At 34.7% G+C, this 14,219-nt stretch carries 11 protein-coding genes; 1 reads left to right on the top strand and 10 read right to left on the bottom strand.

The window, feature by feature from the left end; all coding sequences use genetic code 11:
- The first annotated feature begins 61 nt into the window (after positions 1–61).
- The gene (locus ACUN3A_RS09620) at positions 62–1,045 is read left to right on the top strand and encodes an HU domain-containing protein (RefSeq protein ID WP_445551074.1); all 984 of its coding nucleotides are present in this window, start codon (positions 62–64) and stop codon (positions 1,043–1,045) included.
- A gap of 302 nt (positions 1,046–1,347) precedes the next feature.
- Here the strand turns inward: ACUN3A_RS09620 and ACUN3A_RS09615 are convergent, their stop codons facing one another.
- The 10 genes from ACUN3A_RS09615 to serS form a co-directional block, all read right to left on the bottom strand.
- Positions 1,348–3,666 carry a penicillin-binding protein 1A gene (locus ACUN3A_RS09615; RefSeq protein ID WP_445551073.1) on the bottom strand — a complete coding sequence of 773 codons (2,319 nt, stop codon included), beginning with the start codon at positions 3,664–3,666 and terminating at the stop codon, positions 1,348–1,350.
- Positions 3,667–3,675: 9 nt separating this feature from the next.
- Complete coding sequence (locus tag ACUN3A_RS09610) at positions 3,676–4,155, bottom strand: gliding motility lipoprotein GldH (protein WP_445551072.1); 480 nt, start codon at positions 4,153–4,155, stop codon at positions 3,676–3,678.
- Positions 4,139–5,530, bottom strand: a complete 1,392-nt coding sequence (locus ACUN3A_RS09605; RefSeq protein ID WP_445551071.1) for a PSP1 domain-containing protein — start codon at positions 5,528–5,530, stop codon at positions 4,139–4,141. The genes ACUN3A_RS09610 and ACUN3A_RS09605 overlap by 17 nt, the downstream gene beginning before the upstream one ends.
- A gap of 183 nt (positions 5,531–5,713) precedes the next feature.
- Complete coding sequence (trhO, locus tag ACUN3A_RS09600) at positions 5,714–7,075, bottom strand: oxygen-dependent tRNA uridine(34) hydroxylase TrhO (protein ID WP_445551070.1); 1,362 nt, start codon at positions 7,073–7,075, stop codon at positions 5,714–5,716.
- A gap of 421 nt (positions 7,076–7,496) precedes the next feature.
- A complete protein-coding gene (gene proC, locus ACUN3A_RS09595) occupies positions 7,497–8,273 on the bottom strand; it encodes a pyrroline-5-carboxylate reductase (RefSeq protein WP_445551069.1) in 777 nt (258 codons plus the stop codon).
- Positions 8,274–8,413: 140 nt separating this feature from the next.
- Positions 8,414–9,766, bottom strand: coding sequence for a magnesium transporter (gene mgtE, locus ACUN3A_RS09590; RefSeq protein ID WP_445551068.1), 1,353 nt, complete (start codon positions 9,764–9,766; stop codon positions 8,414–8,416).
- Positions 9,753–10,535: a 16S rRNA (adenine(1518)-N(6)/adenine(1519)-N(6))-dimethyltransferase RsmA gene (gene rsmA / locus ACUN3A_RS09585; protein WP_445551067.1), complete on the bottom strand. Its 783-nt coding sequence runs from the start codon at positions 10,533–10,535 to the stop codon at positions 9,753–9,755. The genes mgtE and rsmA overlap by 14 nt, the downstream gene beginning before the upstream one ends.
- Before the next feature lie 101 nt (positions 10,536–10,636).
- Positions 10,637–10,948 carry a DUF4286 family protein gene (locus ACUN3A_RS09580; protein WP_445551066.1) on the bottom strand — a complete coding sequence of 104 codons (312 nt, stop codon included), beginning with the start codon at positions 10,946–10,948 and terminating at the stop codon, positions 10,637–10,639.
- Positions 10,949–11,022: 74 nt separating this feature from the next.
- Entirely contained in the window at positions 11,023–12,801 is a 1,779-nt protein-coding gene (locus ACUN3A_RS09575; protein ID WP_445551065.1) for a tetratricopeptide repeat protein, read from the bottom strand.
- A gap of 118 nt (positions 12,802–12,919) precedes the next feature.
- Positions 12,920–14,191 (bottom strand): serine--tRNA ligase, encoded by a 1,272-nt coding sequence (gene serS, locus ACUN3A_RS09570; protein ID WP_445551064.1) that lies wholly within the window; start codon positions 14,189–14,191, stop codon positions 12,920–12,922.
- Positions 14,192–14,219 lie beyond the last annotated feature (28 nt).

Genomic DNA, 14,219 nt, shown 5'->3' with positions numbered 1-14,219 from the left:
TTGTTAATAAAAATTGTGAATAAAATTTTGATAACTATTCCCGTTGCATAACTTTGTTAACATGAAAATAGAACTTTACATCGCCCAACTTTTATATCGTTATCAATGTGTAACCGTTCCAGGTTTTGGAGCTTTCTTGGCTGAAATTCAATCGGCTCAGTTAGTTGAAAACTCTCATTCTTTTTTTCCACCAAAGAAGACGATTTCTTTTAATACACATATAAAAAATAATGACGGATTATTAGCCAATCATATCGCTCAGATTGAAAAAACCTCTTATGAATATGCCGTTAGCGCTATTGAATATGAAGTTTTAAATTGGAAAAAAGCATTACAAGAAAACCGAACTTTTTTGATAAAAAATATTGGTGTACTTAGTTTGAATACTGAAAACAATATTCTTTTCACACCTAATGAACAAACTAACTATTTGACAAAATCTTTTGGACTGACTTCTTTTGTTTCACCAGCGGTGAAAAGAGAAGTAGAACTTCCAAAACCTGAAGTAGTATTAGAAAATGAAGAAGTTGAAATCGAAGAAGAAAAACCAATTTTCAATTTCGTTCCAGATACTGAAACCCCAACAAGAAATCCATATCTAAAATATGCAGCTGTATTCGTAATAGGATTAGCTGTTGCTGGATCAATTGGATATCCATTGTATCAAAACCGAATCGCATCTGAAACTATTTTGGTAGAAACAGCAGTGCAAAAAAAGGTGCAAAACAAAATTCAGGAAGCTACTTTCTTTATACAAACGCCAATACCAGCAGTTACTCTTACTTTAAAATCGGACAAAAAAGAAGTAACTAAATTACCCTACCACATTATGGCAGGTGCATTTAGAAGTGAAGCAAATGCTCAAAAAAGATACCGCCAATTAATTGCAGAAGGATTTGATGCTAGAGTTTTGGGTATCAATAAAAATGGGCTTTATCCAGTATTATACGGAAGCTATACTACTTTTGCGGAAGCAGAAAAAGAGAAAAATAAAATCACCGAAACAGATAATCCCGATGCTTGGATTTTGATTCAATCTTTATAGAATACTTTTTAATTACCAACATTCAATCTCACGAATAGAACTGAATAAAAAGTTTTATTCGTGATTTTTTATTTATAGACCACTTGCTTCCAGTTTACCGAGCTTTAGAACAACTTTTAAGCTTCATTTAACCAACATCTCATCAAAAACACAAAAGAATATTATAAAAACATTTTAAAGCCAACTAAGCGGTAAAACAAGATTATTCTAAATGAAAAAGGAGCCAAATAAACGTAATGTCTATTCTGGCTCCTTATACTATTTCAATCACACTCTAACTTATTTAAAATATAATATTTATCTTACAATGAAAACTCTTCGGTATCTTGTTCTGGAGTTGCTGTTGAGTCTTTGACCGTAGTCGCTCGCGGTGTATAGCAATCTACTTTAATAGAAAGATTAGCAGGTCTTTCGAAAGATTCTTTAGATATCGTTAAGGTTTTATCTTCATAACACTTATTCATAAAATATCCCCAGATAGGCAAAGCCATTGCAGCACCTTGTCCATAAGTAAGACTTTTGAAATGTGCCGAACGATCTTCGCAACCTACCCAAACACCTGTTACAAGATTAGGTACAATCCCCATAAACCAACCATCTGATTGATTTTGTGAAGTCCCCGTTTTTCCAGCGATTGGATTTTTAAACATATACGGATATCCTGTCCAACGTTTGTCTCCGTTTCCTCCGTTTTGAGTTCTTAATCGAGCTCCTGATCCAGTTTCGGTTACTCCTTCTAAAAGTTTAATAACAGCAAAAGCAATGTCTTTATTCAAAACATCATGAGACTCAGGAATTGGTTCATAGATTACTTCTCCACTTTTGTTCTCAATTTTAGTTAAGAATTGTGGTTTTGTATACACTCCTTGGTTGGCGAATGTACTGAAAGCAGCCACCATGTCTTCAACAGTTATTTCTACAGCTCCCAAAGCAATAGAAGGCTGAGTAACAATTTCGGATTTAACACCTAATTTGTGCGTCAATTCAATTACAGCTTCTGGTCCAACTTTGTCTATTAACTTAGCCGAAACCGTATTTATAGAGTTTGCCAATGCTTGTTTCAGCGTAACCATTCCGCGGTATTTATTATCCGAGTTTCTAGGTTCCCAGTCTTCAGTTACGTGGTGACGTCCTTTGCGAATCATAAATGGTCCATCAAGTATAGAATCACAAGGAGACATGTTCAATTGCTCAATTGCGGTAGCATAAACAAAAGGTTTGAATGTAGATCCAACTTGTCTAGCTCCTTGCCCTACGTGATCATATTGAAAATATTTATAGTTGATTCCACCAACCCAAACTTTGATATTACCTGTTTGAGGCTCCATAGACATTACTCCCGCTTGCAAAAAGTGTTTGTAATAACGAATAGAATCCAATGGCGTCATTATAGTATCTCTTTCTCCTTTCCAGGTAAAAACTGTCATTTTAGTTTTCTCACTGAATGTTTTGATGATTTCTTCGTCGCTTTTGTCTTGCTCTTTCAAAACATCCCATCTGTGAGATGATTTCATCGCCTGATTTAAAATACGTTGAGTTTCTGCTTCAGAAATATTTACAAAAGGAGCATTTTTATTGTCTTTAGATTGAATAAAAAACTCTTCTTGCATGTTGGTCATATGCGCAGTAACAGCTTCTTCGGCATAAGCCTGCATTCTTGAATCGATAGTCGTGTAGATTTTTAAACCATCTTTATAAATATCGTAGTCAGAACCATCTGGTTTTTTATTTTCTTCTGTCCATTTTTTCATGTATTCACGAAGGTACTCTCTAAAATAAGTAGCAGTCCCTTCTCTATGACTTTCAAGTTTAAAATGCAATGTGATAGGCAAGCTTTGCAATTGGATTTTTTGATCTTCGGAAATGATGTGTGCTTTTTCCATTTGATGAAGCACTACATTTCTTCTATTTTTAACTCCAACTGGATTTTTTACAGGGTTGTATAATCCCGAGTTTTTGAACATCCCAACTAAAATAGCCGATTCGTCTATAGTCAAGTCTTTTGGTGCTTTTGAAAAATAAGTTTGCGCTGCTGAACTTACCCCTACTGAATAATTACCAAAATCATAGACATTACAATACATCGCAATGATTTCGTTCTTGGTATATTGTCTTTCTAATCGAATGGCAATAATCCATTCTTTCATTTTTTGAACGATACGAAAAGGTAAAAATTTTGATCCTTCTCCATGAAATAACTGCTTCGCTAATTGTTGAGTCAAAGTACTAGCACCTCCACTTGTTCCTAAACTTGCTATCGCTCTTAATGTTCCTCTTCCGTCTATACCAGAATGCTCATAAAAACGAGCATCTTCTGTTGCAACTAAAGCCTGAACAAGGTTTTTTGGTAAATCAGAATATTTTAATTGAGAACGATTTTGCTTAAAATACTTTCCTAAAACAACCCCATCTGAAGAAATTACTTCGGTAGCTAAATTAGAATCTGGATTTTCTAAATCTTCAAATGAAGGCATAGATCCAAAAAGCCCCCATGAGGCAAACAGGAAGAATAAAGCAATAATTCCCAGTCCGTAGAAGTAAATTTTCCAAAATTTCTTGGAATAATATTTCACATCTTTATCTATATTTTTTGTCTGAGGGTTATTTTTTTTAACAGCCATAATCGAGTTTTAATCTTTATTTTCTATTCTAAAACCTATTTCAGTAATTCCATCTAAAAGAGCCACACCAGGTACTTTTCCATTTTCTCTTACTGCTTGTTTAATGTGTACTTTGTATTTTCCTCTAAAGCGAACATTCTCTTTATAATAGAGTTTGCTTTCTTTAATATCTGTAAAACCATCGCCTAACAATGTTCCATCAGGTTCTGCCATTTGATATTCTAAAGTATCTACTTTAGTATATCCATTTGGACTTTCTAATGAGACAATTAGAAAAAGATTACTGTATTTATAATTGTTGTTATCTCTTAAATTTACAAACAAATTATATCTTTTTGTTGAATCCAAAACAGGTAAATCAAAAGTAACAATACTGTCTTTGTTCCAGGCGCTTCCTACAGATTTATACTCGTCAAAAACTCTTTTTTTATCACATGAAAAAAGGAGTACTGTTACAAAAAGCAGTAAAAGACTATTCTTTATTCTCATTTTTTTTAATAATTATTGGTTTTCTAGGTTCGTCTGTTTTATTATCTGCTACAGGAGGACGATTGTTATTGTTTTTGTTGCGGTTGTTGTTTTTATTACGATTCCTATTAGCGTTATTAGCATTCGGATTCTCTTTAACCGGATTCTCTTTGTTAGTATTCGGAGTATTCGAATTGTTTGGAGTAGTGCTTTTTTGTATAGCAGCAGGTTTATTTGCATTATTTGGAACAATAGCTTTTTCTCCAGCAATTCTAGGTTTTTTATTTGGCTTTTTCTTTCTTTTTGGTTGGTCAAAACGAGTTAAACTTTCCTGCCCCATTGCATTATTAAAATTCTTTTCTGGTTCTGCAATGACTTCTACAGCATAATCTTCTAACGATGACACCTTGTTTTTTAGTTTATTCTCAGCAATAATTTCTTTGACTTGATCAATTTTTAAGACATGCCAGTTAGAAAAATTATTGGTATAAGCAAACCACATTAATCCTTTGAAAATGTCTTGTTTTTGACAAATAGCGTCTCCTTTTTCGGTACTTAATTTGGTTTCAAATTCTGGAAAATCTTTTAGAGCATCCATGTAAGTATCTAGCTCATAATTTAAACAACATTTCAATTTTCCACATTGTCCAGCCAATTTTTGTGGGTTTAAGGATAATTGTTGATAACGTGCTGCCGAAGTATTTACACTTCTAAAATCAGTTAACCAAGTAGAGCAGCATAATTCTCTACCACAAGAACCAATACCTCCTAAACGAGCAGCTTCCTGACGAAAACCTACTTGTTTCATCTCTACTCTTGTGCTGAATTCTTTAGCAAAATCTTTGATTAAAAGTCTAAAATCGACTCTGTCATTGGCAGTATAATAGAAAGTGGCTTTTGAACCGTCTCCCTGAAACTCAATATCCGAAATTTTCATTTCTAATTTTTGAGCAATAGCCAATTCACGAGCTCGTACTTTCATAGGCTCTTCTTTGTTACGGGCTACAGTCCAGATATCAATATCTTTTTGAGAAGCTTTTCGGTAAATTTTAGAAACTTCATTGCTTGTATGATTCACTCCTTTTTTCTTCATTTGAATTTTTACCAATTCTCCTGTAAGTGTCACAATTCCGATATCATGTCCTGGAGAAGCAACAGTTGCTACAATATCTCCTATGCTTAATGTTAAATTCTCGGTATTGCGGTAAAATTCTTTTCTACCGTTTTTAAAACGAACTTCCACACAATCAAAAGGAGCTTCTCCATTGGGCAAATTCATGTTCGAAAGCCAGTCAAAAACCGTTAATTTATTGCAGCTATCGGTGCCGCAAGTCCCATTATTTTTGCAACCCTTTGGTGCACCACCATCAGAAGTTGAACAACTTGTACATGCCATAATTTTATATGTAGTATTGCTATAAAAGCAATTTAAGTTCTTAAAAAGATTAATTGGTAAAGATAGTATTTTTTTGGATTATGTCACAACGGTAAAATAGGGCAAAGAATCATAAATATTCTATAAAAAAAACCATTGCAATTTTCAAATCGCAATGGTTTTTATGTAGTGTTTGTTGTTTTTTTAATCCTTTAAAATTTTATATAATTTATCAGATAATCGGATTCTAAAAGGAACTTCAAATGTAATTCTATCTCCTTTTTTTGCAACCGTATTTTCAGTTTCGTTGACGATTATTTTTCCTAAAACCAATTCTTGGTTTCCGGTTGTTGGTCCTGAAATTAAGATTGTATCACCGCTATTCAATTCGTTATTTTCGATAGTGAAAAGTCCCACTTGAGCTTTTACATAATAATGTTCCGCTTTTCCAAGTAATACTTTTTTGACTTTTATTTTTTGGCGAATATCGGTCGGTTTTTTGGCTGTAGCCAATGCAGTATCGCTCAGTTCGCCAGAATGTTTGAATTTTAAACTTTCGGATTTTCCTTTTCTGAAAACTTTATTTCCAACTTGTTTTCCTGTTCTCAATCGTACCTGATCAACCAAAGGCATGTGGATAATTTCCAGACATTCGGTAGAACAGCAGTTATCCATAGCCGCTTTACATTCGTCACATTGAATAAATAACAAATGGCAGCCATCATTTTCACAATTGGTGTGATTGTCACACGGCTTTCCGCATTGGTGACATTGTGAAACTATGTCATCTGTAATTCTTTCGCCCAAACGATTATCGAAAACAAAATTCTTTCCGATAAACTTGCTTTCCAGACCTTCTTCTTTTAGCTGTTTAGCATAATTGATAATCCCGCCTTCTAATTGAAAAACATTTTTGAAGCCTTGATGTTTGAAATAAGCACTCGCTTTTTCACAACGAATTCCTCCGGTGCAATACATCACCAGGTTTTTATCTTCTTTATGGTTTTGAAGCTGCTCGTTAATTATCGGTAAACTTTCTCTGAAAGTTTCAACATCGGGAGTGATGGCACCTTTGAAATGGCCCACTTCGCTTTCGTAGTGATTTCTAAAATCAACTACTATGGTGTTGGGGTCATCCAGGATTTCATTGAATTCCTTTGCTTTTAAGTGAACTCCAATATTGGTTACATCAAAAGTATCGTCGTTCAGACCATCAGCAACAATCTTGTGACGCACTTTGATGGTTAGTTTCAAAAAAGAGTGATCGTCCTGATCTACGGCTACATTCAAACGAATGCCTTTCATGAAATCATAGACTTCCAAAGTTTCTCTGAAGTCTTCAAAATTTTCTGCAGGAACACTCATTTGGGCATTAATTCCTTCGTGAGCAACGTAAATTCGACCCAAAGCATCGAGTGCATTCCAGGCAATAAATAAATCGTTACGAAATTGTGTGGGATCTTGAATTTTGGCATACGCATAGAAAGACAACGTAAGGCGTTGTTTACCGGCTTGATCAATCAGTTCAGCTCTTTCTTCTGCGCTTAAGGTGTTGTACAGTTGCATGCTATAAACGTTTAAGTGAGAAATATGTTGGGAACTCTAAATGGAAGAATTCGGGCGCAAAAGTACTGAATTTTTCAGATTTTCAGATGATAATTATCAGGATATTATGATTTAGTCTTTAGTGGCGTTAACAATCCAATGTGATTAAGTTAAATGATTTTAGATTAAGGATTAACGATTGTTGATTTGCTTCGCCTGTTGGCTATCACTCGAGTCAGATTTGGCGTGATTAAATAATTAGATTGTTGATTTCACAAGGCTCTTACATCAAAAATCGTTAAATTAAAGACATAGCACGTGAAGGATAGAAGCTAGCTACCGAAGTAGCTCGGATAGCCTGACAGCATAAAGAAAATGGGCCGACTCACCAGTATGATGAGTAGGCCCATTTGCTTTATGGTGGCACGCCCAAAAGGAGCTTTTAACCTTTAATTTGCTTTAATGAAGTTTTGATTCCTTTAATTAAAGAAGAACTGAAACCGTGAAGCTCCATTTCATTCAATCCCGCAATGGTACAACCTTGTGGTGTGGTAACACGGTCGATTAATTGTTCTGGATGCCCTTTTTCTTCAAGCAGCATTTCGGCAGCACCTTTAACAGTTTGTGCTGAAATAGCCAAAGCAGTTTGCCAGTCAAATCCAATTTCGATACCCGCCTGCATAGAAGCACGGATGTATCTTAAGGCAAAAGCTGTTCCACTTGCTGCAAGAACTGTTGCCGCGTCCATTAATTTTTCGTCAATGATAGGCGCTGTTCCCAAACCTTGAAAAAGTGTTACTGTTTTCTGAGCTTTTTCTTTATTATTTTCGTGAAATGCAATACAAGTCGCCGATGCGCCAAATTGGGCTGCAATATTTGGCATAATACGTACAGCACTGTGATTTTCGCCAATTTTGTTTTGTAAATTCTCGATAGAAAGTCCACTTACTGCCGAAGCAATTACTTTGTTTGAAATAACAGGCAATATTTCGGCCAAAACAGTATCAACCTGATACGGTTTGATGGTCAAAATAATAACATCTGCTTCTTGAATATTGCTCGTATTATCTCTGGTAATTGTAATTCCCAATTCTTTTAAATGAGAAATTGGCGCTAGATTACGTCTGGTTACCGTTACTTGATTATTAGTTGTAAATTTTGCTATTCCGATTGCTACAGAAGCCCCAAGGTTTCCGCCACCTATAATGTGTACTTTCATTCTGGTTTGTTTTGTTCTTTTATTAATAGTATGTTGAATCCTGAAAAAATGAGTTACAAAGTACCCGAATTATCCCAGATTTATGATTTTAAAATTTAAATAAATTCAAGATTATTTTTGAATTATTAAGCTGTTTATAATTAATAACCCAATATTAATCTGGCAATCCAAAAATAAATAATTATTCCAAAAACATCATTTGATGTAGTAATAAAAGGCCCTGTTGCTATAGCGGGATCAATTTTATTTTTGTGCAGAAAAAGAGGTACTAATGTCCCCAAAGTCGCTGCAAATAAAATTACCACCACCATTGAAATGGAAATAGCAAATCCTACCAAATATTGCTGATACATAATCGAATGATACCCCAACAAGAATAAGGAAATAATAGAGCCAGAGGTCATAGATACTTTCAATTCTTTGCTGAAATAGCTGCGGCTGTAATTTTTCAACGTTCCGTTTGCCAAACCTTGAACAACTATCGCTGAGGCTTGAACTCCAATATTTCCTGCCGTAGCAGAAAGTAACGGTACAAAAATAATCAAGGTTGAAAATTTCTCAAACATATCCTCATTGCCTTTCAATACAAACGAGGCAACAATCTCGATCACCATTGCGATAAGCAACCAAGGCAAACGTGCTTTGATTAATTCATAAACGCTATCGTTAGATTCGATATCATTTGTAATACCTGCAGCTAATTGATAATCTTTATCAGCTTCATCTTTGATTACATCAATAATATCGTCAATTGTAATTCGTCCTACCAAACGTCCCAATTCATCTACCACAGGAATGGCTTCTAAATCATATTTCTGCATGATTCTGGCTACTTCAATATCTTCGGTATCTACATTTACAGAATTCAGTTTTCGAATATAGACATCGCTAATCGCGGTTCTGGTTGAAGTCGTTAGTAAGTCTTTGAGCGATAATCTCCCTTTTAATCGATCTTCATCATCTACCACATAAATAGAATGCACTCTTGATATATTTTCGGCCTGAATACGCATTTCTTTTACGCAAGTAAGCACATTCCAATTCTCATTGACTTTCACCAATTCTTTGTGCATAATACCCCCAGCCGTATCTTCGTCATAACGCAATAACTCGACAATATCTTTGGCATGCTCAACGTCCTGCAACTCAGATATTACTTCGGCTTTTTTCTCTTTCGAAAGTTCACCAATAATATCCGCCGCATCATTCGTTTCTAATTCATCAAGTTCTTCGGCAATTTCTTTTGGCGAAAGCCTGCTTAATATATTTTCCCGTAAATCATCTTCTAATTCTAAAAGGATTTCGGCTGTTTTTTCACTATCTAATACTTTAAAAATATAAGTAGCCTCATCGAAGTCTAATTCATCTAAGACTTCGGCAATATCAGCATGGTGCATGTCATTCAATAAAACTTCAAGTTGCTCATCATTTTTAGTCTGAATGAACTCCTCTAGTTGTTTTATTAATTCTTTGCTGATTTTAAATTCCTCCATCGGCTTCAATTTTTTGGGTCAATGCTATAAACTCTTTGTAATCTAATTGTTCGGGACGAAGATTAAAAACTTCATCTTCTCTCAGACTGTCAGACAAATTTAAAGTTTTTAAACTGTTACGCAAGGTCTTTCTACGCTGTTGAAAAGCCGTTTTTACTACCGTGAAAAATAACTTTTCGCTACAAGGCAAACTATAATCTTCCTTCCTACGCATACGCATCACTCCCGATTTTACTTTTGGCGGAGGATTAAACACATTTTCGTCTACGGTAAATAAATATTCGGTATCATAAAAAGCCTTTACTAATACCGAAAGAATTCCATACGCTTTGCTTCCTTTTTTCTCGCAAATGCGTTCTGCTACTTCTTTTTGGAACATTCCTGCAAATTCTGGAATTTGATTGCGTAATTCTAATGTTTTGAAAACAATTTGCGTCGAAATATTATAGGGAAAGTTTCCAATTATGGCGAATTGTTTTCCAGCGAAAACTTCGTTGATATCATATTTCAGAAAATCCTTTGAGATGATTCTGTCTTTCAATTTATCGTAATGAACACCCAAATATTCAACCGATTCGGTATCAATTTCGATAACGTAGGTATTGATTGGTTTGTCCAATAAGTACTTGGTCAACACTCCCATTCCAGGTCCTATTTCCAGCACATCTTCATATCCTTCTAGATTTAAAGTATCGGCGATGTCTTTTGCTACGCTTTCGTCTTTTAAGAAATGTTGTCCGAGGTGTTTTTTGGCTGTTACTTTTTCCATATTGTTTTATTTAACCGCGAAGACGCTAAGCTTTTTATTTTTTTTGTAATTTACATTTTAAGAAAGTCTAGACTAAGCAAACGCCTAATTCTGAATATTTTCTAATGATCTGAAATCACTTGTAATTCGGTTCTAAAAGTCAACATTTTATCGCCAAACAATTTTTCACCTTCCTCTCTTAAATTTGGTGCATCTTCAAGATAATATCTATCCAATGTTTCCTTGCTGTCTGTAGTATATTGAACAGAATAGGTTACACCGCCCATTTCTTCTTCCACCAAAACACGGACTAAACGTGCTGAAATAAATTTGCCACACGCCAGCATTTCTGGAATGTGCTTGTGCTGCATCCAAATCATCCATTTATCGTGTACACTTTCATGTATGTTTGTGGTAACGTTGTATATTATCATTTTACTGTTTATTTGTTGATTTGTTTAATCGTTAATTCGGTTAAACAAATCAACGATTAACCGATTAAACACTTTTATAAATTCGTATCTCCTCTTAATTCCCTATATTTTCTCCTCGCATCTACAAAATAAATACTGTCCTGATGGCTGAAAATAATTTTCTCATATAAAGCCTTTGCCTTATCGGGCTGTTTCAATTGTGTGTTGTAAATATCTGCTGAGAAATACAAAGCTTCGTCTACATAAATTCCATCACTGTGATGCTCAATAATATCTTGATATTGTGCCAAAGCCAAAGTATAATCACCAAGCTTTTCATACAATCTTCCCAACCTCAACAATGTAACTCCTTCAATTTCCTCTCCTTTAAAACTTTTCAAAATCTGTTGGAACTGAGTTATAGCTTCCTGATTTCTATTTTGGTACAAAAGATAATCTCCTTTGGCAAATTGTTTCAAAGCAGTTTGAGTCGAATCGGCTACTGTATTATCATTAATCAGTAAAAAATACTCAAGTGCATCATTTGCTATTAATTGCGTACTGGCCGATTTCAATTCTTTAAACTGTTTCAAAGCCCATTCAAAATCGGTTTTAAAATAACTCGTTTTGGCAGATTTTAAACTGGCCTCATGCGACAGCACATTGTTTTGCAAGTTTTCTTGAATCTGCGAATAATATAATAACGCCTGATTGAATTTTTCTTCGGAAAGTAAAATATCAGCCAACTCCATTTTACATTGCGCTTGATCGAATGGATTCAACTGCATCTCCATAGCACGTTTAATAATGGCTTTACCTTCTGCAGGATTTCTCATTATAAAACTCGCAAAATGCGCTTGTTTCAGTTGCAAAGATAAAGTAACTGGTGTTATGCCGTATTGTTTTAACAAAACCCCGAATTGAGCATCGATAGCAGCAAAATCTTTTTCTTGTGCTTTTTCCATCCTCATTTGCAACAAATAGCTATTAGCCTGAACGAGTAAATCTACATCGGTCGTGTTTTCTAACACATAATTCATCACTTCAGTGGCAACCTCTTGATCTCCCTCTTCAATAGCCATTTGCCCTAAACTTAGAATATTAGTTAAAGATTCTGGATTTCGTTTATAAATCGCTTTCTCTTGAATAAAAGCTTTTCCAAATTCTTTTTGTTGCATATAAAACCAACTCAGAAATTGATTCCAATAAACATCTTGATTTTTTTGAACCCTTACAATCAATGCTTTCCTAAGACTTTCATTAAATTTAGAATCCCCATCTTTTGACATGTATCGTGTCAATTGATTTTGAATCATCAATGTAGCTTGTTGATTTTGAAATGCTTCATCTAAAAAATTAGCAATCATTTGATCTGTATTTCCTAATTGCCCATACAACATCGCAGTTTGATATTTAAAATCATAAGTTGGCACCATTTCACTAGCTAATAAATAGGACTTTAAAGCATATTCGAGCAATACTTTTTTTTCAAAAGAATTAGCAATTCCATACACTTCATTTGGATTTTTCCGAATCTTATCTATCGCTTCATCGTAATACTTTTTAGCTTTAGCATCATTTTTCTGCAATTGAAAATTATATCCTAAATCGACCAAAAGTGTAGACTGTTTCGACCTTGTCAATCGGTCCTGAATTTCCTTTTCAGCTGGAGCAAACTGAAGCAATTGTTGCATGCAGTCAATTTTTCGCTGAAAATAAAAAGGATTTGATGGTAAACTATTTGATAAATCCTGATAACTGACTAATGCCTTCTCAAAATCTCCTCTATCATAATAATATTGGGCTAATTGCTCATTTTGGGAAAACCCAACTAATGAAAAAAACAAGGCAATATGTAGGAAGAGTTTTTTCATTTTTAAAGCAATTCGTTTCTTGGGACAGGCAATTTTAATAAACATATAAGTCATATAAGTATGCATCAACTTTATTTTAAACTTTTTGCAATATTATTATATGACTTATATGTTAAAATTAATCTATAATATCAAACCCACAATACGGACGCAATACTTCTGGAATTACGATTCCTTCGGGAGTTTGGTAATTTTCTAAAATTCCGGCCAATACTCTTGGCAAAGCCAATGAACTTCCGTTTAATGTGTGTGCCAATTGGTTTTTTCCGTCTTTGTCTTTGAAACGCAATTTTAAACGATTCGCTTGGAAAGTCTCAAAATTAGAAACTGATGAAATTTCCAACCAACGTTCTTGCGCTGTAGAATACACTTCAAAATCATAAGTCAAAGCTGATGTGAATCCCATGTCTCCTCCACAAAGGCGTAAAATTCTGAAAGGCAATTTCAATTCCTGAAGAATGTTTTTCACATGCTCTACCATTCCGTCAAGCGCTTGGTATGAATTATCAGGATGTTCTACACGAACGATTTCTACTTTATCAAATTGATGCAAACGATTCAATCCACGAACGTGAGCGCCATAAGAACCAGCTTCACGACGGAAACATGGTGTGTAAGCGGTTCTCAATATTGGAAATTCGTTTTCGCTTACGATTACATCTCTAAAAATGTTAGTTACAGGAACCTCAGCAGTTGGAATCAAATATAAATTATCGGTAGCGTCATGATACATTTGCCCTTCTTTGTCTGGCAGTTGTCCTGTTCCATAAGCAGAAGCTTCATTTACAAAATGAGGTACCTGAACTTCCTGATATCCTGCGGCTGTATTTTTATCTAAAAAATAATTGATTAAAGCACGCTGCAAACGAGCTCCTTTTCCTTTATAAACAGGAAATCCGGCACCAGTAATCTTTACTCCCAATTCAAAATCGATGATATCATATTCTTTTACCAACTCCCAATGTGGTTTTGCGCCTTCGTGCAGAACTGGAATATTACCTTCTTCATAAACATTCAAGTTATCTTCTGCCGATTTTCCAACAGGAACAATATCAGCTGGAAGATTAGGTAACGTATATAATTTCTCTGTTAATTCATTAGCCAAAACCACAGCATTTTCAGCCAATGCTTTGCTTTTTTCTTTTAACAGAACCGTTTTTTCTTTAAGAATCGTCGCTTTCGATTTCTCACCCGCTTTCATCAACTCCCCTATATCTTTGGCTAATTTATTAGATTCGGATAAAACAGTGTCTAACTCTACTTGCGTAGCGCGACGTTTTTCATCCAATTGTACCACTTCTTCAACAACCTCTCTGGCATCCATATTTCTTTTGGCCAAAGCATTGATTACTTTCTCTTGATTCTCTCTAATAAATGCAATTTGTAACATAGTTTGATTTTTATAACTAAATAATGGA

The organism is Flavobacterium sp. WC2509 (assembly GCF_052683105.1).
The sequence above is the reverse complement of the archived record's forward strand: the minus strand, read 5'-3'. Positions and strand labels throughout refer to the sequence as shown.